Consider the following 23,251-nt stretch of genomic DNA (forward strand, 5'->3'; position numbering starts at 1 on the left):
ATACCTTATGTAAAGTGCTGAGTGCTGTTAGCTGTAGAGGGGCGTTTAGCCTGTGCTGAGTTCTGTAGGGAGAATTAGGAGTGAAAGCACGATACCAATACCGATTCTACCCAACAGACCAACAACGAATGAGTTTAGCTCAGTTGTTTGGTTGCGTTAGGGTCGTTTGGAATGACGCGTTAGCTTTATGTAAACAGTCCCAGAAGCTACCTAGTAATGGAGATTTGCAAAAATTAGTATTAACCCAAGCAAAAAAGACAGAACAACGCTCATGGCTTAGTAGTGTAGCTAGTATTGCCTTGCAGCAATCGGTAGCAGATTTGGGTATTGCATACAAGAACTTTTTTGATTCTCTCAAAGGAAAACGGAAAGGAAAGAAACTGGGCAGTCCTAAATTTAAAAAGAAAAGCAATCAGCAATCTGCAAGGTTAACTCGTGGTGGGTTTTCAATTCTTCATGAGACGGTTTATTTAGCCAAAATTGGTAACGTAAACCCGATATGGTCAAGAAAACTGCCTTCTGAACCTAGCTCGGTAACTATCATTAAAGACGCTGCTCATCGCTATTTTCTCAGCTTTGTAGTAGAAGTTGAACCAATCAATATTAATGCTAAAAACAAAAGCATTGGTATTGACTTAGGGATAAAGACTTTTGCTGTAATGAGTGATGGCGAAAAAGCTGAGAGTCCTAATTATTCAAGATTAGACAAGCGGTTGAGACGAAAACAAAAACAGCTTGCCCGTCAGATCAAAGATTCTAAGCGTAGATCCAAAACTCGGATTCAAATAGCAAAACTACACAATAAAATTACGGATACCCGTAAAGACTTCCTGCACAAGCTATCTACCAAGATTGTTAGTGAAAATCAAACTATCATCTTAGAAGACTTGAATGTGTCAGCAATGGTTAAAAATCGTAAGCTTTCTAGAGCTATTAGTCTTCAGGGTTGGAGAGAATTTAGAACATTAAGCGAGGCTAAATCTCAGAAATACAACCGTGAGTTTGTGGTCATTAGCCGATGGGAACCAACAAGTCAGGTTTGCTCTGAATGTGGGTATAAGTGGGGCAAGCTTGATTTAAAAGTTCGGACAGTTCAATGCTTGAATTGTGGCACTGAACACGACCGAGATGATAATGCAGCTAAAAATATAAATAAAGTCGGGATAGGGCATTGCCACGACTCTAAATGCACGTCGAGACAGAGTAAGACTAGCAACGGTTAGCGTCAGTCATTGAAGCGTGAAGAATCACCGCTCCTTTAGGACGGTGAGTATGTCAATTGTATCAGGGGTCTACATCAGAGGAGATAAATACCGTGCTAAAAAATATTTTAGTAGCTCTAGATGGTTCGGAAAATGCCACACGAGTTATTCAGTGTTTAGATGATTTGATGTTATCAACAGACACGAAGATAATATTGTGTCATGTTTATTCGACAGCAGAATCAGAGATGGAATTACCAGCAGATCGTCCTCAGCCTGATTCTTCTAGATTTTCATCTTTTCAAATTGAACAACAACTGCAATCTTTTCAAGAACAGTTATCAGTTAAAAGTCAATTAGAAATGGTATGTGGTAATCCAGCCGAAGAAATTATTCGCCTGGCAAATATTCACAAAACTGATTTAATTATTATTGGTAGTCGCGGTTTAACAGGTATGAAGCGGATTGTTTTGGGTTCTGTGAGCAATCAAGTAGTGGAAGAAGCCAGTTGTTCTGTATGGGTGGTCAAGCCAAATTAACACGGAGTATCCACTTTTGAAAAAAATCTCTGGCGATGGGAAATCGCAGCTATACGAACGAGTGCGTAACCTTTCCTAGAGAAGTCCGCTTTTTTTCTGTTATGCAAGGTAGTACGTCTGTATAAATAAAGTTAGAGTAATGTTACTCTAGCTTTTAGTGGAATTAACAAGAAACTGACGCAAACTCAATAAACTGAAGGTTTGCCCTAAATTTAAGGGTAGTAATGATATTCCCTCGACGCGAGATTGTACCCAGCCGTCTCCCCAATACCATTCATGAAACCCATCAATACCGCCACTAAGTAATAAACGTAGACAATTGGATTTGGCTACATCTACCCGATGATAAATTGCGATCGCTCCAGTCCAGGTAGTAAAATCCACTCCTGGGGTCAGTTCATCTGGTATTCCTGGCGCAAATCGTTGCCCTATCAGCCATTTTCCTAGTTGCTCGGTGCGTAATAGACTATCATGTATGGCATTGGCTGATGCTTCTATTTCTATTCGCAGTTGGGTGTGTTGAAAAGTACCTAGCATTTGTAGAAGCTCGATGACGGAAGTTTCTTTACTTATCCTAAATCATAGGTGCAAAAGTCAGGGAGATAGAATGAGTTAGGCGTTTATTAGCCTGCTATTAAAATACTATACAAAAGCAAATTTAGAAAATTAACGTTTCTAACTTTGCTTGCACTTCTTCTATTAAATCTGTGGAAACTGTTTCAACAAATTTTACTTTTCTAGCTTTCCAGTCAAGTGTTTTAATTTGATCAGCTAGCACAACTCCTTCTGTTTTCATGTCTTCAGTAAGCGGGACTTCAAATTTAAGTCCTTTTGATTTACTAGTTATGGGACACGCCAAAACTAGAGAAGACATTTGATTGTATCTAATTGGAGATATAACGAGAACAGGGCGGTAGCCCTGTTGTTCGCGTCCTTGTTGTTGAAGCTCATTATTCAGCGTGATAGCAATGTCTTCAAATGACATTCCAGCTTTGTGAAGGGCAAATGCACGCTGAATTGAATCAACAGTAAACTGTTTCTCTGCTCCAAATTCTAACTTGATAATATCTCCTCTTTCAGGAAAATATGGTTTAACTACCAATCTTCATTCCCCACAGCATTGCCAGTTTCAAATTCAGAATGAAAATTCTCAGGAGTCATCCCTTCCAATAACTCATCAAGAGTATATTTTCTTCTTTTTTGTGGCGTGATAATAATTCTGTTTCCTTCTACGGAAAAATCTATACCGATGCCTTCAGTTACGTGTGCTTGTTCAGCTACCGATTTTGGAATCCTGATAGCTAAACTATTTCCCCATTTAGCAATAACAGATGTCATAGTTAGCTCCAAAATAATTTCGTGAAAACCTATACGTTTAGGCTTCAGCTTTCTTAGTCAAAGCAAAATGCTGTTATATGTCTGACGTATATACTTTGAAGATACACATGAATCTACAGGGTGTCAACACCCTGTAGATTCATGATAACTTTTAGTATATAATAATACTGGAATGCCACATTTAGCAGCGATCGCGCAATAGAGATACTCAGTCCCACCAGCCGAAACCCTTGTACATCAAACTTGTAAATGAATAAAGAACCGAGATTTTCCTACTTTTTTCTTACTTAGGATGGTTGACTTCAAACTATCAACAGAAAATTATGAAAAGTCTCTGTTTCTAATAGATATACTTACGTAATTTTTGTATAAGTTAAGTTTTGTTATACTAAATATGACTTTTAACCCGACGCTGAAGAGCAAGGGCTTTTGTTGAGAAATTATTATTGGTAAAGTTTTCATGGCGGATCAATTAATTCGCGCCACAGCAGCCGACGGTGGAATTCGTGCAGTGGGTGTGATCACTACGCGCTTAACAGAAGATGCACGGCAACGCCACAAGCTTTCTTACGTAGCAACGGCGGCTCTGGGGCGGACGATGGCAGCAGGTTTGTTGATGGCTTCTAGTATGAAGCGTTCTGGCTCTAGGGTTAATGTCCGGGTCAAGGGTGATGGGCCGTTGGGCGGTATATTAGTGGATGCTGGTTTAGATGGGACAGTGCGGGGCTATGTGGGCAATCCATCTGTGGAATTGCCTCCCAATGCTAAGGGCAAACTAGATGTTGGGGGTGCAGTTGGTGATGGTTATCTCTATGTGGTCAAAGATATCGGTTACGGCTACCCTTACTCTAGTACAGTCGAACTAGTTTCTGGGGAAATTGGCGATGATGTGGCGCACTACCTCGTAAATTCTGAGCAAACCCCTTCAGCATTGGTTTTAGGTGTGTTTGTTGGTGCTGGTGGGGTGACAGCATCTGGCGGATTGTTAATACAGGTGTTGCCTAAAGCTTCCAGAGATGAAGAATTAGTGGCAAAATTGGAATCGCGGGTAGCAGGGTTATCAGGGTTCACGCCGTTATTGCAAGCTGGTAAGACTTTGCCAGAAATCTTTAATGATCTATTAGGCGATATGGGGTTAAATATCTTCCCGGAAAGCCAAATTTTGCGCTTCCACTGTGGATGCTCGTTTGACCGAGTGTTAGGAGCATTAAAAATGTTGGGAGAAGCCGAGTTGCAAGATATGATTGTTAAAGATGATGGGGCGGAAGCAACTTGTGACTTTTGTGGTAGCGTTTATCAAGCTAGTAGTGATCATCTAGCTCAACTAATTGTGGATTTGCAAACTGAATCTTCGGTTTCAGGATAAGGTATACAAGGACGCTGAATCTCAGAATTATTAATGCTATCTGTGGGGATTGATTATGTAACAAGTAGCTTTTTAAATATGAGAAAGTTACTCTGGCGAAAATCGAATTATCATTCTAAAACAGATAGCTATTCAACTATTTTGGTGTGAGAGATGACAGAGCGGGATATCCCAGAAAGTTGGCATCCAACCAGAGGAATAAATCCAGATGATCAGGAAAAATCATCCCGAACCCAAAAGGTCGGTGATCACCAAGCATCTGGTATCCCAGCTACTGGTTCTTATGATTCAGTCAAGCAGCGAACAGAGCATAATACCGAAGGATTACCTGTAAAGGATCAATCGGACGCAACTCAGAGAAGCAAGAAAAGTTATGTTAAGATGCCACGCTGGATGAAAAGCTGGGTGGCATGGGCTTTGTTGTTAACGCTCATTCCAGGCGGCGTGGCATTTATGGCGACGGCGATACTACTGAAGTTACCATCTGCCCCCAATTGCCCGGCAATCTTTTGGCCTCTGGCTAGTGCTTCGGTGCGGCTACATTGCGCCCAGTTAGCCGCTTCTAAACAAACAGTTAACGATTTACTACAAGCGATCGCTTTAGTTAATCAACTTCCTCCAGATCACCCACTGCGGGGAGAAATTGATCGTTTGTTAGAGGTTTGGTCACAGGATATTTTAAAACTGGCTGATGGGAGTTTTCAAGCCGGCAAAATAGAAGAAGCGATCGCCACTGCTCGTAAAATACCCGAAGACCTACCAACTTATAAAGTAGTAGATGAACAAATTTCCAAGTGGGAAACCATTTGGGCTAAAGCAGAAGGTATATACAAGGATGCAGAAGAGGAACTGCGTCAACAGCGTTGGCAATCGGCGTTTATGGTGTCATCGAAGCTGCTGCGTGTAGATAATAAATACTGGTCAAGCGTTAAATACGACGAATTAAATGGCATTATTACCTCAGCTAAAGAAGATGTTGATAAGTTAGCCAAAGCTGAAACCTTAGCGAATAGTAAGGTAGTTGATAATTTTCTAGAAGCAATTAAATTAGCTGAGTCAATAGGCAAAAATAGTTACTTGTATCAAAAAGCCCAAGAACTAATTCCCGCCTATGGTCGCAAGATGCTAGAGTTAGCCCAGGCAAAAATGGATCAACGGGATGCAGATACAGCCTTAGACATTGCCAGACAAATTCCTCAAGTCACAGGGTTGCAAATAGAAGTGGAAGACTTCATTGCCTTGGGTGACGCGAAAAGGAGTGCATGGATAGGTAATGTGGCTGGTTTGGAAACAGCAATTACCCAGGCACAACAAATAGATCCATCACGGCCAGTCTATGACCAAGCCCAACAACTAATCTCCCAATGGCAGCTAGAAATAGAAGACGTAGCCCGTCTAGAAAAAGCGCGGATGCTGGCAAATCAAGGCACAATTAACGATTTAAGTGCAGCTATTGCCGAAGCACAGCTAATACCTACAAGTAATCCCCGTGGTTCAGAAGCTAGACAAGACATCAACCGTTGGCAAGGACAGGTAGAAACTATTGAAGACAGGCCATATTTAGACAGGGCTGAACAAATAGCCTTTTTAGGTGATATTAATTCTTTACAAGCAGCGATCGCCGAAGCTAGTCAAATTCGTCAGGGTCGGGCATTGTATCCAGAAGCACGCCGCAGAATTAGGACTTGGGTAGGGAGAGTACAGCGCATCCAAGACCAGCCATTATTAGATCAAGCGCGAGACTTAGCACAAACTGGAGATTTGGGGGCGGCGATTAACGCTGCTAGACCTCTGGCATCTTCCGGGCGATCGCTTTCTGGGGAAGCGCAAACAGCCATAGAAGATTGGCAAGGACAAATTCGTGCTAGGGAAAACTGGTCACAAGCTAAGGCTGTAGCACAGACTGGTACACCCGAAGCTTTGGTTGAAGCAATCCGAATAGCTGATAAAGTTTCAAGTAGGAGCATCTTGCGGATGGATGCAAATATAGGTATTGATCAATGGAGTCAGCAAATATTAGATATTGCCCGTACTCAAGGTAGTGCGGATATAGCCAAAGGCATTGATATTGCCCGGTTAGTTCCACGCGGTACTTCTGCATATAGTGCAGCGCAAGAACAAATTAAAACGTGGCAGCAATTTCTCAATCCTCAACCTGAGCAATTGATACCTTCGATTATTAATACTCCGTGATAGGGGACAGGGGACAGGTGACAGGGGACAGGGGGCTACGGTGTATACACAAGTTATCGAATCACTATCAGCACTCGAATTACCCCACCCTAACCCTCCCCTTGGAAAGGGGAGGGAACTGGATTTTCTGGTTTCCCCCCTTTCCAAGGGGGGATTAAGGGGGGTAATTCGACTTGTGTGTACACCATAGGGGACAGGGTGAGAGTAATTCATCCCTCTTTCCTTACGCGCAGGATTTGTTCAATCATGCGATTAGCTTGGGAAGCATAACCACCACCAAATAAATTGAAGTGATTCAAAATGTGATACAGGTTATACAGGGTTTTGCGAGTTTCATAGCCTGCATCTAAAGGGAAGACTTCCTTATAACCTTGGTAAAAAGCGGTTGGAAACCCGCCGAAAAGTTCTGTCATCGCAATATCAACTTCGCGATCGCCAAAATAAGTGGCTGGATCAAATATCACTGGTTCACCCGCAACTGTACACCCAGCATTCCCACCCCACAAGTCACCGTGTACTAAGGAAGGTTGGACTTGATGATCTGCTAATAAATCAGGAATAGCTGCTAGTAATTCATCTTGTTTGGGAAAGCTACCACCGCGCCGCCTTGCTAATTGGAACTGATAGCCGAGACGGTGTTTCGTATAAAATTCTACCCAGTCTGCTGTCCAAGTGTTGATTTGAGGTGTAGAACCGATAGTGTTATTCATCTCCCAGCCGAAACCTTTCTGGCTGGTAGCTTTGTGCATTGCTGCTAATCTGCGTCCCATTTCTGACCAGGATTTGCTGTTACTTCCTCCCATTTCTAACCATTCCAGGACGATGTAACCAGAGTTCCCAGCTATACCCCAGCAAATCGGTTTTGGCACGCGAATTGTATTAGTATCGTACATCTGCTGTAACCCCAGCATCTCCGCCTCAAACATGGCAACTAGAGATGCTTGGTTGAGCTTGACAAAGTACGTCATCTGACCATCAGAGACAGCGTAACCTTGGTTAATACAACCACCACTAAGCGATCGCCTGTGCTGACTCTGAAATTTTTCGCCAGTTACACGGCTTATATCGGCATCGATTTCAGTCCACATCTTAAAAATTCAAAATACCCTACGGGAAGGCTTGCGCCTACAAAATTCAAAATTAAAGAATTGCTGAGTGATGAGAGGTAAAAAGTGGAAAATTTAGTATGTATTCTCTCATACTTTACTCAGCACTGCTTATTCCCTCAATTATGCTGGTTTGATTACAACTACACCATAAGCCTCTGGGCAAAGGTATTGATTAGCTGCTAAGAGTAAATCTTGGGCGGCTTGGGCTTGAATATGGGCTGGGTAGTTGAAAGCTGGTTCTAAATCTCCTACCAAGGAATGATAGAAACCATATAAGCCGGTGCGATCGCTTGGGGTTTCGTTGGCGAAAATAAATCTGTTAGCTACACGCTTTTGTACACGGGCGATTTCTTTTTCTGTGACTAATTCTGTTTGTAACCTGCGGATGTGTTTTGCGATCGCTTCTTCTACAGCTTGTAAATTTTCTACTTCACACTTAGCAGAAATATAAAACGTCCCTTGTAGGCGATTACTCATATTACTTACGCCAATAGAAGAAACTAATCCCCGTTCTTCCCGTAAGTCCTGAACTAATCTTGATGTTCTTCCGTGCGCCAAAATCCCTGCTAACACATCCAAACCATACGTTTGCTCTAGCTGATTCATCCCTGGAACTCGCCACAGCATGACTAATCTCGCTTGCTGGAGGCTTTCATCAATAAATTCTTGACGAACAATTTCGGTAAATGCAGGTTCGAGATTAAGGGACTGAGGACTGGGGACTGGGTAATGGGTACGGGGATTGTTTTGGGTGAATCCTTCTGTGATAATTTCGATTAATTCTTCTTCAGGTAAATTACCAACAGCTACAGCAGTCATCGAGCGGGGTTGATACCAAGTTTGGTGAAAATCTCGCATCTGCTGGGCTTTCAGTTGGGAAATCACAGATTCCGGCCCCAAAACTGGACGGCGATAAGGTAACTCTGCAAAAGCTGCTTCCATCGACCGGCGGAAGGTGCGGCGGCGGGGGTTATCTTCAGAACGTCTGATTTCTTCCAAAACTACCAATCGTTCCCGTTCAAATGCTTCATCGGGAATACTAGCATTTAATACTACATCCATTTGCAGGGGAGCTAGTGCAGCAAAATCCTTGGGAGCAGTGGTTATGTAGTAATGTGTGTAATCTTGACTCGTGGCGGCGTTGGTGACAGCACCACGTTCTTCTATTTGTCGTTCAAACTCACCGCTAGCAATTCGCTCAGTTCCCTTAAAAATCATATGCTCTAAAAAGTGAGCCATGCCGTTAATTTCATCAGACTCCACTGCTGAACCAATATTGATCCACAAGTTGAGGTTTACAGCTTCCACCGGCATTTGTTCAACTATGATGGTCAAGCCATTGGGTAACTGATGTATTTTGGGGGCGTTAAGACGCGGAAATTTTAACAGGGTTGAGGTCATGGGTAGTGGTGAGTGAAGATAGCTCTTACTTCTATATCTTAAGTTGCCCGAATAAACCAAGTGAAGCTTTAGGGGAACTTAAGGATAAATGATGCACATTTCTTAAATATATTTAATTGAAAATTGTAGCTTTATATACTAAATTACTATCCCAAATTAAGTGATTGGGAAGGGATAATACAGATCCTTTCTACTTCATGCCCTTGAGTTTCTATCTGGGGAGCTAGCTGAAGCCAGTTTTGAAAGCTCATGCCTATTTTTTGGATAATTTGCACTTCTAGTAGATAAGCTTCAAAACGATTGTAAGTTTCAATTATTTGTTCAATATTTTCTACTACTTGAACTAAATTTTGGGAATTAATTTCTTCTTTCATAGTAAAACTAGGCTCATCTTTTACAGCTTTATTTTCTGTAGAAAAAAATGCCTCTATAGTTTTATCCATAACAAATTTTCCAATCATTATTGGTAATGGTAATATAGGAAATAACGCCGCAACAGCAACTGGACTTGAATACAATTCTGTATTTATTTCATAGTGAAGAAACCTGACTAAATTTTTTCCTTGTGCCTCAAACAATATAGATTTGTCATCTAAAATGTTGTTTAATTCTGGTTCAAGCCATTTGCAAATCTGAGCTAGTCTATTTAGCTCGATAGGACTTTCTAAAGTCGTTCCTAAACCCAATATTACAAAATTATGTCCAACTGTCTTTGCAACTACTCTTGCTATTAGTTGAGATGTCAGGAGATTTTTTACATATTTCTCTACATGAAAACGAAGGACTTCAGCACCTTCTTTCAAGCAAAGAACAGCATTGTTAATTTCATCTAATTCCAAATAGCAACGCGCTCTAGCCACATATGTTAATAATAAAGATAGGATATATTTATCAGCAACCTTGATATTTTCATTAATCGAAATATCTACATAGTTACTGTAAATATGTTGAGATTCCAAAAATCTATTAATAGCTAATGTAGCAGCATTTTTGCGGTTTTCCGGCTGAATCATTGTAGTAGCATCACGCGCTAAATCAAGAGCAGCACGAAAATTAGCATAAACAGAAATATCTAATTTACGGTGTAGCTTATCTATATTTTCTTGAATTTGATTTAAATTTTCTTCAAGACTTTTTTCAATTGCTTTCAAACGTTTTAGTATTAGGGCAAATCCTATTACCGACACACCTAAATTAATTATTGATACACCTAAATTAAGAAAGCTAGCAACTGACCCAGCTTGAGTAAGTAATGTTGATGCTTGTGAAATATCAGGTGCTATTTCACGTAACATTGCAATTATATGTTTTGTTTTCGCGTCACGAATAACACCGCCAATTCGTATATAATCTTGACTTTCTAAACCTTGTACTATCCAATTAGGAATTTCAAATGTAGTGTGAAACTTTATCATATTTTCTGAACCTTACTTAAAAAATCCACCTGTTAGTTAGGTGGATTTTAATAGTTACAAGTAGCATTCAAGCTACAAATTGCAAATTAGTCTAAATCACTTAACTGACAGTCGTAAATTATTATTCTGATATCCATTTCCAGAGTTTATAAGCACCAAAGCCGACAGCCGCAGCCGCAGCCGCAGGTGCTGCAACCGTAATAGCAACACCTGCTACCATTCCACCTCCAACTGTTGCCCCAACTGCTGCTAATCCAGAAGTTATTCCAGCCGCGCTCAAACCGGCAACACTTCCAGCCGCAGCCACTGTACCAACAGCTCCAGCAGTACCAGCTAATGCACCTACAGTTGTCATGTTTCTTCCAACAGAACGAGCTTCACGTTCATCATCAGGAAGGCTTTCATCATCCATCAACACCTGACTCATCGCTATTTTTGTCACAGTAGCAGGAGCTAAACCAAGCGCAGCAATACCTATAACTGCACCACCACCAACGACTCCGCCTACTGTAGCTAGGCCTGACATAATCCCCGCTCCACTTAACCCGGCGGCTGCTCCAGCAGCACCAACAACACCGATACTACCTGCAACAGCTGCCCCACTTCCAGATGCTCCCACTCCAACTGCGCCTGCATTTTTTACTTGTTCACTTGCGTGTAGACCCGTTTTGCACCATGTAGCAAAGTGTTCGCAATTATTATCAAATAGGTCGTAAGTATTTTCCTCTAATCTGCTTTCAGCACGCCAAACTACAATATCTGGTGTATCGCATTGACCATACTTTTTTACAACAACGGTCACTCCAGATGCAAAATCAGCCCAAGAAATACGAGAAATTTTTCCTAGACTTTTGGTGTAGTGAATGACTGTACCATCACCACAGTTGATACCATGATGGCTGTAAGCACCACAATTATAGTAAACGTGATCTCCGCGCATACCGTGATCGCCTTTAATACTAGATTTAATTGATGGCAGCAGAATTAGAAACTGCTTATAAAGCTATTTATGGCACAAAATTTTTCTGGATACCTACAGTATTTAAACTGAGTTATCTTAAAGTTTGTCTATAAGAAAACTCAATTTCCCCTTCATCTACAGAAGTGCCGGAAAAAATTTTATACTTCCCTAAAGCTTTCAAATTTAGTTAATTTATTACCTATTTTCTATAGATTGTACTTAGAGACTATTTAAATAAATATGTTCTCTGTTTGGGTAACAAACCAAACTTGACTGCAAACTTCCTGCGGTGAATCGCAACTTCAGATACATTAGTTGATGGGCTGCAATCATTGGAGAGGAAAATGACAGAAGAAACACAATCAAAACGAGTGGTAGTTGTGGGTGCTGGTTGGGCTGGTTTAGGCGCAACCTACCATTTAGCAAAACAAGGTTATGATGTGACGCTTCTGGAAGCAGGCCCCTATCCTGGTGGACTGGTAGCAGGTTGGCAAACAACCGCAGGTAAATCTGTAGAAGCAGGAATTCACGGTTTTTGGTATCCCTATAGAAACATTTTCGCCCTTATCAACGAATTAGAAATTAACCCCTTCACTACCTGGACACGTTCCGCCCAATATTCTCCGGCTGGGTTGGAAGTAGAATCACCAATTTTTCAAGACTTACCCAGACTACCGTCACCGTTCGGTACTTTGGTATATACAAAATTTGAACGTCTACCATTAATTGACCGTCTCAGTGCTTTACCTTTACTTTATACTCTAGTTGACTTTGATAATTCGGATGAGGCTTGGCGACGTTATGACTATGTAACAGCGCGAGAATTATTCAAATCTTTTGGTGTGTCAGCGCGACTGTATAAAGAAGCATTTGAACCAATGTTATTAGTCGGGTTATTTGCTCCCGGTGAACAATGTTCAGCCGCCGCAACATTGGGAATGTTGTACTTTTTTATTTTGGCTCACCAATCTGATTTTGATGTGGTTTGGTGTCGGGGAACTGTTGGGGAGAAAATTTTCCGTCCCTGGGTTGAACGCATAGAAAAAGCAGGTGCGAAAGTATTACCCAAGCACCGCGTTACCGACTTAATTATTGATAGTAATAATCAAGCAACTGGTGTAGTTTGCGGTGATGAAGTATTTGCAGCTGATGCGGTGATTTTTGCTGTGGGTGTGACTGGGATGAAGAAAATTGTCTCCAGTAGTCCTAGCTTGCAAAGTCGTGAAGAATTTCGTAATTTGCAGAATTTAGGAGCAATTGATGTATTAGCAACGCGGTTATGGTTTGACCGTAAAATTGATGTTCCCCGTGCTTCTAATGCTTGTTTTGGGTTTGATGATACGACAGGTTGGACATTCTTTGATTTGAATGCTTTACATGATGAATATAAAAACGCAGAAGGCACAGTTATTGAAGCTGATTTTTATCACGCTAATCAGTTTTTGAATTGGAGTGATGAAGAGATTATAGCGACAGTACAGCGATATTTAACTACTTGTGTACCAGGATTTCGAGAAACCAAGGTAATTGATAGTAGTGTAATTCGCTTACATCAGGCGGTGACTCATTTTGCACCCGGTAGCTATCGCCATATGTTGCCAGCTAATACTAGTTTTGGCAATGTATTTATGAGTGGTGATTGGATTGTTAACCGTCATGGTTCTTGGTCACAGGAAAAAGCCTATGTGACAGGTTTAGAGGCGGCAAATTTAGTGATTTCTCGGTTGGGAGATGGTACAAATGCCGAGATTTTAGCTATTGAGGAAGATGAAGCACATATACAAGTGGCGAGAACGATTAATCAAACAGTACGCAATTTGAGTAAATCGATTCTGCCTAATTTTTGGTTGCCGTAGGAGAGTAGGGTTGAAGCTATGTTTAATCGTATTTTGCAACGCAGAGGTGTGCGGAAGTTTACGCTATAGCGGTTCTCGCTTTAGTGAGGTACAAGAACCCCACCCCCAACCCCTCCCCGCAAGCAAGGAGGGGGCGTATACCTCATGTGATTAGGAAACGCTATAAGAGGCTGTTTGAAAAGTTTTGTCAGGTATCCTTTGTCATTCTGAGTGGAGCTTTGCGGAAGGAAGAATCCGCGTTTTCACCGTTATACTGGGATGCTTCCTTCGTCAGCATGACATAAAAGAGGACTTTTCAAACACCCTCTAAGGGACGCAGAATTTTTGAAGTTTTGCTGCGGGGGGATATAAATACGGAAACTAATGTTAAAAAAAAACATCTCAAAGATGTAAAGCTGAGATTAATTTAGATATGAAAAAAACACTTGCTTTATTTTCCTTGGGTTTGGGAATTAATCTGTTTAACCCGTTACCGATAGCTTTTAGTCAAGTGTCGCCAACACCACCACCAGCAGCTTTAAAACTGGTTGATATTGGCACAAACTGTAAACCTGCGCGTGCTTGCTTGGGTTGGGATGAACAACTGTTTTTAGGTCATGGCGGTTTAAAAAGCGATCGCCAATCTCTATTAAAATCAATTGATAATAGTTTAAGTTATTTACAAACACCAAAAGCGATCGCAGTCTACAATGATTACCCCATTAAAGAAATTACCCTCGACCGAGTGCGTCGCAGTTTAAGACGGTTTCGCCAATTGGTGGCTACAGCTAAATCACCTGCACAACTGCAAGCATCTGTCAAGCGAGAGTTTGCTTTTTATAAGTCGGTGGGTGATGATAATCAGGGTAAGGTGAAGTTTACGGCGTACTACGCACCTATTTATCAAGCCAGTCGCACACGTACTGCACAATACAAATATCCCATTTATCGCGTACCCTCAGATTTTGAACAATGGACTAAACCCCACCCCAAACGAGTTGAATTAGAAGGGGTAGACGGACTATTGGGTAATAAAAGCCGATTAAACGGGTTGGAAATGTTTTGGTTACGCGATCGCTTCCAAGCATACATGATTCATATCCAAGGTTCAGCAAAACTTAACTTGACTGATGGGACTCAAACTAGTGTCGGTTTTGTACGCGGTACAGATTACCCTTGGACTAGTATCGGTAGATTACTGTTTCAAGATGGCAAACTCTCTAAAGAAGAGTTAAATATGCCAGGAATTATGCGTTATTTCCAGAAAAACCCTAAATCAATGGATAATTACCTACCACGCTGGGAACGCTTCATCTTTTTCAAAGAAACCAAAGGTGAACCAGCTACAGGTAGTATTAGCGTCCCTCTAGTACCAGAACGTTCCATTGCTACAGATAAAGCTTTGATGCCTCCAGGTGCATTAGCTGTAATTAATGGTTCATTTCCCTATCCCGATCGCAGTGGTAAATTGGTAAACCGTCAAGTTAGCCGTTTTGTTCTTGACCAAGATACAGGTAGTGCGATTAAAGGCCCTGGTAGAGTAGATTATTTCTTAGGTTATGGCGACTTAGCAGGCGATCGCGCCGGGATTACAGTTGCCACTGGTTCTATATATTACTTACTCTTGAAATGATTTCTAATTCGTAATTTGTAGTTAGTAATTTTATTACGAATTACGAATTACGAATTATTAACCCTACATTGCTCTTTGCCCCATATGTTGACTGTCCAGCCCTTGCTTAATCCATTTCAGGCATTCATATTCTGATTTAAATAATCTTGGTGCAGCAATGTTGTTTAACAACTCTGGGGGGTAATGATCGTAAAAATACTTGTCATTTTCATGAAAGAGAATAATTAAATTTTTACGATAAACATATCGAGATTGAAAAATGTCACGTTGACTAACAAAATCTGCATTTTGATCTATATGTTCTTTGGCAATCTCAACAATATTACTAGTGCTATTGCCATAGATTTTTGCAGGATTATCTGCTTTATGAAACTGACTTTTTCGTCCCACTTCTGACAAGAGTTTATACGAATAAATTTCGTACTGGTCTGCTTTGCCAAAAACAAATGGAATGATGAGATATCCTTTATATGAAACCGAATTTTCATAAAGAAGATGACTCATCTTAACCTCCTTTGATATAAAAGCTTTAACAGCGATTACCTCAACAATCAGCATGAGTATTGAACCCATTTTTATGAGTTAATTGTCAGCATTGTTGAACAACCTTTTGGCAATTTTGACAAGAGGGGTATCACCCCTTATTTTGAAGATGATACTGGATAAGTTCTGATCAAAAAAGGATTGCAATCACCATTATCTCTTTTTTTTAAATTAGTCTTGATGAGATATATTGCAAAAGTCAAAAAATCATGAATTTAAGTATGTCGATAGATATCTAGAGAGGGAATAAGATAGTGCCAAAAGTGGTGGATAAAATGGGATTGCGCTGGACGGCTGTTGTTTTGGGATTAACTGTATTCTTAATATTAAGTATATTTGCTGAGATTAAACCTACTCAAAGCAAAGTACCCCAGTTAAGTAATGCCGAATCTGTGTCAGACAAATTGGAAATAGTCAAAAAACGTGCTGATTTAATTCGTCTCAATGGTCAGAAGGTCAAACTGATTGGACTTTATAAATCAAAAACTTGGAAACCAGACCCAAGATTTACAGGAATTCCAGATTTTCCAGGACTTTATACAAAATCGCAAATTGTGCTTGAGGATCGGACTGAGGTGAGCATTTTTCCATCTTGGAACAAACAATCTTTGCGATCGCCAGATGAGGTAGAGAAATATAATAATCAAATCGTTGCTGCGATCGGAGTGGTGCAGTTTGAAGCCGCACTCTATCCAAATTCCCAAACACGCGAATCTTTCATTAACTTAGGTAGAATAGACAACCACCCTCATTTCTGAGTTCTCCTCTCATCACCAAAGACTAAGTTGATTAGGTGGAGAGTCTAGCTGATTCCAAGGTAAAGGCGGAACTGCAACAGCATTTTGTTCTAATAGCTGTTGAAAGTGACGAGCCGTGTTAGGCGATCGCTCTTCTAGGGGACAATGAACAAAGAAATAAATTTTGACTCCTGAGTTTAACCATTGCTGAATCTGGCTCAACCATTCTTCCATAAACGGCTGATTCACTGACAAATCTGGATGAGAAATAAATCGAATCAGACTAAAAGGTGCAGTGACGCTGAATTGTAAAGGAACTTTGGGTTTGCGTCGTTCTGATTGCAATTGGGGGTCATCATCTCCAGAGTAGATGGGGCGGGAATCTAAAAGCACTCTTCCCACACCCAAAGTTTCTAAAAGCTGTGTCAAATTACTGGTGTGTGGTTCTCTAAACCAGTCGGGATGTCTTACCTCTAGTGCTAGTGGTGATTCTTGACGTGGCCATGCTTCTAGAAACCTAGCCAAATCATCAATTGATGCAGGGGAGTAACTTGGCGGTAACTGGGCAAATATAGGGCCAAGATGCTTACCCAAAGGACGCATTTCTGCTAAAAAGTCTAAAGCCGCCGGAATATAGGGTGCTAGTAAACCTTGGTGAGTAATATCCCGTGGTAATTTCAAACAAAACTCAAAGCCTGGGGGTGTTTCCGTCGCCCATCGGTTGACAGTTTCTACATTAGGTATGGCATAGAAAGTGGTATTACCTTCTACACAGGTAAAGCGACGACTGTAGAGGCGCAGAAATTCTGTTGCACGAGTACCTTGGGGATACAGTTCCCCTAACCAACCTTTATATGCCCAAACAGCACAACCAATAAAGAAGTTCACAAGTTTTTATAAAAATAAATTCAGGAAAACTTTGAGTGTTCCTACTTAATTGTAAGTGCTGTTAGGATTAGCGGGGCATTGATCAGCGTGCTGAATAAGCAAGTCAAAGTCCTAAATCCACAGCGATACGATGGGCGCAAGCAAAGCCCGAAAACGCCACTGCATTCAAACCCTGACCCGGAAATGTACTGTCTCCCACACAATAAAGCCCTGGAATAGATGTGCGATTAAAGGGCATTCCCAATAAACCCCATAACTTGCGCCGGGGTATCGGCCCGTAAGTCCCATCTACGCGCCCTAAAAAACGGCGATGGGTACGCGGTGTCCCCACTTCCAGATAGTCTAAGCTTGCATCTAAACCTGGAAAAATCTTCTCTAGTCGGTCAATAATTCGCCAAGCAACCGCTTCTTTCTTGGCTTCGTAGTCCCTAGCAGACATTCCCTGCCAATCATCAATCCAGTGGGGTGTGAAGGCATGAATGATATGATATCCCTTTGGAGCTAAATCTGGGTCAAGCAATGTGGGAATGGACACAAACAGCGTGCCTTCCGGTGTCATCATATTTTGCCAATCTTCCAAAATAATATGATGGCATTCCGTCCCAGCAGGCAAAACTGACTCTTTGACCCCTATGTGCAAACTCAAAAAGCTAGGAGATTTCTGATAACGTTTTTGCCAAACTTTCTCATTATGTGGTATTTTATCCACGGGTAGTAATTTTTCAAATGTATCCCAACGTGTAGCATTAGAAACTATCCGTTTACCTTGGTAAATTTCACCACTAGCTAATTGCACACCAACAGCACGCCCTTTTTGGGTGAGGATTTTTGTTACCTTGGCTTGGTACTTAATCTGACCGCCTGTATTTTCTAAACCTTGTACCAGCTTTTGAGCAATTTGTCCTACGCCGCCTTTGGGATAGTTCACGCCGCCGTAATGTCTATCAGAAAAGACCATCCCCGCATTAATCATGGGTGTCATGTTGGCTGGAACTACAGACCAGCAGTAACATTCCATATCAATAAATTGCAATAATTGGGGGTCTTTAATATAACGTCGCGCTACATCTCCAGCATTTTGAGGTAGGTATTTGGCTAAACCAAGACACGCTAAAGGATGCTGCAAAAACACCCGCAGGAGATACCGAGGTTCTTCTAGAGACAGTAAATCTATGTTGTTAAGACAATTAAATACCCGCCAACATTCGTTATAAAAGCGACGAATCCCTTTAGCTTCATGAGGAAAGTAAGCAATAAGACTTTGCAAAAAGTTCTCATAAAGTCTATCAACTTTCAGGTCTAAACCTTCGGGTAGATGGTAATGAATCTGGACGCGATCGCTGATTGTTTCTAGGCTAGTATTTACAGCTTTCAGGGCGCGGGTAAGTAAATTTGTAGTACCTTTGTTTCCCAATCCAAAGATCATCGATGCTCCCACATCAAATCGATAACCTTCACACTCAAAGTAGCCAGCACTACCCCCAGGAATTAAATAACTCTCCAGTACCAGCACTTTAGCTCCTTTGGCTGCTAATTGGGTTGCTGTTACTAAGCCGCCAATGCCAGAACCAATTACAATTACGTCAAATAAAGATGGTGTACTGCTGAGAGTGGGAGACATGGGGACAGCCGATACAAGAAATTAACTAAGACATTCGTATTCTATATTACTTTTATTCATGGGCTGTCTTCACTTGATTGATCTGGCTGAATTTCAACCGGGAAAAAACTGATAAGGATATCTTTGGCTAGTTGTTTTGAGTAGCTAAAAACATAAAAAAGAGGGACGAGTCTGCTACCGCCGACCAATCCCGTCTGCCGATCCTTAAAGAGAGGAGAACACTGATAATAATATAACCATGATTGAGAATACTTGTCAACTATTAATGAAAATATATTGCAATAGGTGTGGGGTGTGGGGTGTGGGGATTGGGGATTGGGGACAAGGCTCAATAACTAACTAATGACTGATTTAATTTTGAATTTTGAATTTTGAATTTTGAATTCCCCGAAGGGGATTGTCCAGGAAAGAGTATGATGATGTTGCAGTTCTTGTAGAATAAAAAGCGGCTATTTTGAGCTATGGCGGTACAACTGCGTGTTTATGTTCCTCCTCATCCTTTAATCAAGCATTGGCTGGCAGTTGCCCGTGATGCAGCTACACCCTCAGTATTGTTTCGTAGTGCTATGACTGAGTTAGGTCGGTGGCTAACTTATGAAGCAGCGCGGGAATGGTTGCCGACGCAAGAGATTATGGTACAAAGTCCCTTGGATAACTGCCCTGGTACTGTAGTTAATCCCCAAGTTCCTATGGCAGTTGTGCCGATTTTACGGGCAGGTTTGGGGTTATTAGAAGGGGCGCAAACTTTACTACCCTTAGCGTCGATTTATCATCTGGGTCTGGTGCGAAATGAGGAAACCTTAGAACCTTCTTGTTATCTGAACAAATTGCCAGAAAAATTTGACCCCCAAACCAGGGTATTAATTACTGATCCGATGTTGGCTACAGGTGGTTCAATTATGACAGCGATGTCAGAATTAATCCGGCGGGGTGTAGATCCAGCTTTAACACGGATTGTTTGTGTAGTAGCTGCGCCGCCAGCTTTACAAAAATTGAGTCAGACTTATCCTGAGCTAATAATTTACACTGCCACGATTGATGAAACAGTCAATAGTCAAGGGTTTATTGTACCGGGACTAGGAGATGCAGGCGATCGCATTTTTGGCACTTAAGTTAGTATGCAGCTAGGGAAGGAAAATAACTCAACTGATCTAAAAGTTGCCAAGTTTCTTCAAAGGGATAAAGTTATGAGTCAGCGCGATGGTTTTGCTAGTGGTTTTTTCGCAGGGGCGATATTTGGTGGCGTAGTCGGGGGGATTGTAGGTGCTGTCATTGCTTCTCGCCGGGATGAAGAAATAGTGGAAGAAGGTACAGAACTGATTAATACCCCAAAAGAAAATAAGAAAGTATCAAGCAAACGCCGTCAAATGATATCTTCAGAGAATGAAGGGATAGAAATGGAAACAACAAGGCGATCGCTAGAAGATAAGATTGCCCAGTTGAATGCCACCATCGATGAAGTCAGGAAGCATCTGGGGAACGTCAACGGCGGTTCTACTCAATCTGTGAGCGATCGTTCTCTCAGCCAAGATTCTTAAAGCGGGTGTAGGGGTACAAGGGTGTAGAAATCTATAACCTACATTTGTCAAATCCCCACTGATGGCGGTTAATGCGGTAACTATCCGCATACGTCATGACATGGACTAAATTAAAATCTATAGTAGGACTGCTTTTAACACTTAGTAGGAAACGAAACCATCCATGTATTTACTGATTACTACGTTAGTTACTTTCTTAACCATTTACAGCTACTTGCTAATTACGCGGGTTTTGTTGACTTGGTTTCCCCAAATCAACTGGTATAACCAACCATTTGCAGCCTTGAGCCAAGTCACAGACCCCTATCTCAATTTATTCCGTTCAATTATTCCCCCTTTGGGTGGTATGGATTTTTCCCCCATTCTCGCCTTCGTAGCGTTGAATTTAGTCACTAACCTTTTAAGCAATCCTTATCTTTTACGTTTGTTCGGAGCATTTTAACTCTGCAAACGGTTGAATTTAGTGGGGGTGTATTTGCTCACTCCACTAAATTCAAAATTCAAAAATAACTTCTACTTACGGATTTGTGCGCTAAACCCCGAAGCTTTAAACTGCTTCAACTGCAAAGGTAACGGCTGATTTGCAGGTACAGAAATTCTTAATTCAAAATCACTAGTGCCTGGTGGAACTTCCGCAATAGAACCAAGACGATTACGATTTTGTAATATGGGGTCATTGTTGGCATCATAAATACGCCCATAAATATCTGCATCGTAGACGGTTTTATAAGTGCCATTTTTGGCTTTGCCAGTAACAATAAAGCAACTAGCAGCCGCACTACCACTACTGCTGACAGTCCCTTGAGCCAATTCTGGTGGACAATCCTTGTAAGATAAGTCAGAGAGTTTAATCTGTGTCAACGCTACAGCCACAGGAGTCCATACCCATGATATTAATGCCATGACACAGGAAATCAAGATGGCTGTAATAAGTTTTGAGTAATTGAAGTTAAGTGTTATTCTGATTTTCTTTTCCATAACTGTATAAGGTAACAAGGAAACTTGGGGACTGGGGATTGGGGATTGGGGACTGGGGATTGGGGCGACAGACTATATTTGCAATGTCCAATTAGAAATGACTAGAAACTTCTATTTAACTTTTGTAATAATTATTGAATTAGACCCTTGATCATTATTAAATTATGACACCAGATGAGATAACAACAGCTTTGCACACAGCTTTTAATCGTTGTGATGCAGCCAGCTGTCCTCTCACTGACATACAAAAAGAGATTTTATTACAATTGGTCGAGGAAATTCACAAGCAATCTAAGTCTGAGAAATTAGATACTCCCAATCCTTTAGATGAACTCACTCCAGAGGAACTGGAGATATTTTTAGAGTTCGTCAAGACAGAGGAACAACAAAACCGCACTTGGAAGGTGCAGTTACTAAACGACTGGCTGCATCACAACGACTCAGGCAAAGTGCAATTTATTCGCGATCGCTATGGTTTACAGTGGTTAAATCGTGTAGAGTCGTATCATTTCGACAAATATGCCTATTTTGAGGATGCACTAAAACTGAGAATAGGCGATCGCATTGAAGTTTCCAATGCCCTATGGGAGTGGGTACAGAATGATGGACCATGTAAAAGAGAATGGTTTCTTTCCATTGTGATTCAGATTGATAAAATGAATGATGATGGTGACGATTCCTCTACGAACTGCGTTGTTCGCTTCTATAACGGTACTGAGTACGAAATTCAAGGCATTTACGAGTGGAATCGATTTAATTGGCGTTGGCCGAAAAAGTAATGAGTGCTGAGTAATGAGTGGTGAGTGCTGAGTGCTGAGTGCTGAGTAATGAGTAATGAGTAATGAGTGGTGAGTGGTGAGTGGTGAGTAATGAGTGCTGAGTGCTGAGTAATGAGTGGTGAGTGGTGAGTGGTGAGTGGTGAGTGGTGAGTGCTGAGTAATGAGTAATGAGTGGTGAGTGCTGAGTAATGAGTGGTGAGTGTTAACTAATTAATGATTAGTTTTCTCCCCTGTCACCTGTCCCCTGTCACCTGTCCCCTATCCCCAGTCACCTTCTTCAATGCTAAAGTTAAGCCGTCGCCTATGGGAACAAGACTTAAACTTACTCGCTGGTCTTGTAGTAGTTTTTCATTGAAGGCGCGGATTTTTTTGGTGCGATTATCTTGGATTTGGGGGTCTGCGACTCTTCCTGACCAGAGTACATTATCAATGGCTATCAGTCCTCCTTTTCGCACTAGTTGCAGCGATCGCTCATAATAGTTGTCATAATTACTCTTGTCAGCATCAATAAAGGCAAAGTCAAAAGTTTCTGCTTCACCTGTTGCTAGCAATTGGTCTAAAGTTTCCAACGCTGGGGCGATGTGTAGGTGAATTTTATGGGCTACTCCAGCTTGTTGCCAATAACGACGCGCGATCGCTGTAAACTCTTCACTATGATCACAAGCTACTATCTGTCCTTCTGGGGGTAAAGCTAGTGCCACCACTAGGGAACTATAGCCTGTAAATACCCCCACTTCTAAGGTTTTCTTTGCGCCCAATAACTGCACCAGCAACGCCATAAATTGTCCTTGTTCTGGTGCAATTTGCATCCTACCCATTGGATGTTGGGCTGTTTCTTGCCGTAATTGGGTTAATATTTCTGCCTCTCGCAAAGAAACAGATAGTAAATAATCAGATAGATTTGGTTCGAGTCCCAGAGTCTTAATTGCCATTGAATGCTAATTTTGGTACTAGTAATATTGCTTAATTTGTAATAGTTAACGCTGAGGTAATGCGTAACTATAGGAATTTTAGATGATATATGAGAATGTCTCAATCTAGAGGGGGATAAGAGTTTAGTTTTGTTTCCACCTCCAGGGCGATAAAGCACAGCCATTTAATAGTTAACTTTAAAGCAGATGAATGGACTAAATCCTTCATCAAAAGCAAGAGAGTTGTGTACTTGTTTTCGTGGT

General features: G+C 41.3%; 23 protein-coding genes. 11 read left to right on the plus strand and 12 right to left on the minus strand.

Features of this window, described 5'->3' with window-relative positions; genetic code table 11:
* Window positions 1-80: 80 nt before the first annotated feature.
* Both L6494_RS26430 and L6494_RS26435 read left to right on the plus strand, forming a co-directional pair.
* Complete coding sequence (locus L6494_RS26430) at window positions 81-1,223, plus strand: RNA-guided endonuclease InsQ/TnpB family protein (RefSeq protein ID WP_237990729.1); 1,143 nt, start codon at window positions 81-83, stop codon at window positions 1,221-1,223.
* Between the two features lie 92 nt (window positions 1,224-1,315).
* A complete protein-coding gene (locus L6494_RS26435; RefSeq protein WP_237990730.1) occupies window positions 1,316-1,741 on the plus strand; it encodes a universal stress protein in 426 nt (141 codons plus the stop codon).
* 147 nt (window positions 1,742-1,888) lie between these two features.
* Here the strand turns inward: L6494_RS26435 and L6494_RS26440 are convergent, their stop codons facing one another.
* The 3 genes from L6494_RS26440 to L6494_RS26450 all read right to left on the minus strand — a co-directional run bounded on the left by L6494_RS26440 (window position 1,889) and on the right by L6494_RS26450 (window position 3,079).
* Window positions 1,889-2,278, minus strand: coding sequence for a hypothetical protein (locus L6494_RS26440; RefSeq protein ID WP_237990731.1), 390 nt, complete (start codon window positions 2,276-2,278; stop codon window positions 1,889-1,891).
* Window positions 2,279-2,399: 121 nt separating this feature from the next.
* A complete protein-coding gene (locus tag L6494_RS26445) occupies window positions 2,400-2,843 on the minus strand; it encodes a type II toxin-antitoxin system PemK/MazF family toxin (RefSeq protein WP_237990732.1) in 444 nt (147 codons plus the stop codon).
* A complete protein-coding gene (locus L6494_RS26450; protein WP_237990733.1) occupies window positions 2,837-3,079 on the minus strand; it encodes an AbrB/MazE/SpoVT family DNA-binding domain-containing protein in 243 nt (80 codons plus the stop codon). Before L6494_RS26450 ends, L6494_RS26445 begins: the two co-directional genes overlap by 7 nt.
* Before the next feature lie 460 nt (window positions 3,080-3,539).
* Between L6494_RS26450 and hslO the strand changes: the two genes are divergently transcribed.
* Window positions 3,540-4,445: an Hsp33 family molecular chaperone HslO gene (gene hslO / locus L6494_RS26455; protein ID WP_237990734.1), complete on the plus strand. Its 906-nt coding sequence runs from the start codon at window positions 3,540-3,542 to the stop codon at window positions 4,443-4,445.
* 153 nt (window positions 4,446-4,598) lie between these two features.
* Window positions 4,599-6,638 carry a chromosome segregation ATPase gene (locus L6494_RS26460; protein WP_237990735.1) on the plus strand — a complete coding sequence of 680 codons (2,040 nt, stop codon included), beginning with the start codon at window positions 4,599-4,601 and terminating at the stop codon, window positions 6,636-6,638.
* Between the two features lie 209 nt (window positions 6,639-6,847).
* Here the strand turns inward: L6494_RS26460 and L6494_RS26465 are convergent, their stop codons facing one another.
* The 4 genes from L6494_RS26465 to L6494_RS26480 all read right to left on the minus strand — a co-directional run bounded on the left by L6494_RS26465 (window position 6,848) and on the right by L6494_RS26480 (window position 11,503).
* A complete protein-coding gene (locus L6494_RS26465) occupies window positions 6,848-7,726 on the minus strand; it encodes a fructosamine kinase family protein (protein WP_237990736.1) in 879 nt (292 codons plus the stop codon).
* A gap of 141 nt (window positions 7,727-7,867) precedes the next feature.
* Window positions 7,868-9,148 (minus strand): M16 family metallopeptidase, encoded by a 1,281-nt coding sequence (locus L6494_RS26470; protein WP_237990737.1) that lies wholly within the window; start codon window positions 9,146-9,148, stop codon window positions 7,868-7,870.
* Window positions 9,149-9,294: 146 nt separating this feature from the next.
* On the minus strand, window positions 9,295-10,563 hold the full coding sequence (locus L6494_RS26475; RefSeq protein WP_237990738.1) for a hypothetical protein: 1,269 nt from the start codon (window positions 10,561-10,563) through the stop codon (window positions 9,295-9,297).
* Window positions 10,564-10,684: 121 nt separating this feature from the next.
* Window positions 10,685-11,503: a lecithin retinol acyltransferase family protein gene (locus L6494_RS26480; protein WP_237990739.1), complete on the minus strand. Its 819-nt coding sequence runs from the start codon at window positions 11,501-11,503 to the stop codon at window positions 10,685-10,687.
* A 365-nt stretch (window positions 11,504-11,868) separates the two neighbouring features.
* Here L6494_RS26480 and L6494_RS26485 point away from each other — a divergent pair, with 365 nt between their 5' ends.
* A complete protein-coding gene (locus L6494_RS26485) occupies window positions 11,869-13,380 on the plus strand; it encodes a hydroxysqualene dehydroxylase (RefSeq protein WP_237990740.1) in 1,512 nt (503 codons plus the stop codon).
* A gap of 412 nt (window positions 13,381-13,792) precedes the next feature.
* Window positions 13,793-14,992 (plus strand): murein transglycosylase A, encoded by a 1,200-nt coding sequence (gene mltA, locus L6494_RS26490; protein WP_237990741.1) that lies wholly within the window; start codon window positions 13,793-13,795, stop codon window positions 14,990-14,992.
* A gap of 63 nt (window positions 14,993-15,055) precedes the next feature.
* On the opposite strand, the gene L6494_RS26495 is transcribed toward mltA, so the two are convergent.
* Window positions 15,056-15,496 carry a hypothetical protein gene (locus L6494_RS26495; protein ID WP_237996297.1) on the minus strand — a complete coding sequence of 147 codons (441 nt, stop codon included), beginning with the start codon at window positions 15,494-15,496 and terminating at the stop codon, window positions 15,056-15,058.
* 293 nt (window positions 15,497-15,789) lie between these two features.
* On the opposite strand from L6494_RS26495, the gene L6494_RS26500 reads away from it, so the two are divergent.
* A complete protein-coding gene (locus L6494_RS26500; protein ID WP_237990742.1) occupies window positions 15,790-16,293 on the plus strand; it encodes a hypothetical protein in 504 nt (167 codons plus the stop codon).
* 12 nt (window positions 16,294-16,305) lie between these two features.
* On the opposite strand, the gene L6494_RS26505 is transcribed toward L6494_RS26500, so the two are convergent.
* Both L6494_RS26505 and crtH read right to left on the minus strand, forming a co-directional pair.
* Window positions 16,306-17,160: a DUF72 domain-containing protein gene (locus L6494_RS26505; RefSeq protein ID WP_237990743.1), complete on the minus strand. Its 855-nt coding sequence runs from the start codon at window positions 17,158-17,160 to the stop codon at window positions 16,306-16,308.
* A gap of 103 nt (window positions 17,161-17,263) precedes the next feature.
* Window positions 17,264-18,781: a carotenoid isomerase gene (gene crtH / locus L6494_RS26510; protein ID WP_237990744.1), complete on the minus strand. Its 1,518-nt coding sequence runs from the start codon at window positions 18,779-18,781 to the stop codon at window positions 17,264-17,266.
* Between the two features lie 461 nt (window positions 18,782-19,242).
* On the opposite strand from crtH, the gene upp reads away from it, so the two are divergent.
* The 3 genes from upp to L6494_RS26525 all read left to right on the plus strand — a co-directional run bounded on the left by upp (window position 19,243) and on the right by L6494_RS26525 (window position 20,761).
* The gene (gene upp, locus L6494_RS26515) at window positions 19,243-19,893 is read left to right on the plus strand and encodes a uracil phosphoribosyltransferase (protein WP_237990745.1); all 651 of its coding nucleotides are present in this window, start codon (window positions 19,243-19,245) and stop codon (window positions 19,891-19,893) included.
* Between the two features lie 75 nt (window positions 19,894-19,968).
* Window positions 19,969-20,319, plus strand: coding sequence for a hypothetical protein (locus L6494_RS26520; protein ID WP_237990746.1), 351 nt, complete (start codon window positions 19,969-19,971; stop codon window positions 20,317-20,319).
* Between the two features lie 163 nt (window positions 20,320-20,482).
* Window positions 20,483-20,761: a YggT family protein gene (locus L6494_RS26525; protein WP_237990747.1), complete on the plus strand. Its 279-nt coding sequence runs from the start codon at window positions 20,483-20,485 to the stop codon at window positions 20,759-20,761.
* A 71-nt stretch (window positions 20,762-20,832) separates the two neighbouring features.
* Here L6494_RS26525 and L6494_RS26530 read toward each other — a convergent pair whose 3' ends face one another.
* Complete coding sequence (locus tag L6494_RS26530) at window positions 20,833-21,297, minus strand: biotin carboxylase (RefSeq protein WP_237990748.1); 465 nt, start codon at window positions 21,295-21,297, stop codon at window positions 20,833-20,835.
* Between the two features lie 164 nt (window positions 21,298-21,461).
* On the opposite strand from L6494_RS26530, the gene L6494_RS26535 reads away from it, so the two are divergent.
* On the plus strand, window positions 21,462-22,076 hold the full coding sequence (locus L6494_RS26535) for a hypothetical protein (protein WP_237990749.1): 615 nt from the start codon (window positions 21,462-21,464) through the stop codon (window positions 22,074-22,076).
* A gap of 233 nt (window positions 22,077-22,309) precedes the next feature.
* Here L6494_RS26535 and L6494_RS26540 read toward each other — a convergent pair whose 3' ends face one another.
* Window positions 22,310-23,008 carry a class I SAM-dependent methyltransferase gene (locus L6494_RS26540; RefSeq protein WP_237990750.1) on the minus strand — a complete coding sequence of 233 codons (699 nt, stop codon included), beginning with the start codon at window positions 23,006-23,008 and terminating at the stop codon, window positions 22,310-22,312.
* Window positions 23,009-23,251 lie beyond the last annotated feature (243 nt).

This window comes from Nostoc sp. UHCC 0870 (assembly GCF_022063185.1).
Lineage (GTDB): Bacteria > Cyanobacteriota > Cyanobacteriia > Cyanobacteriales > Nostocaceae > Trichormus.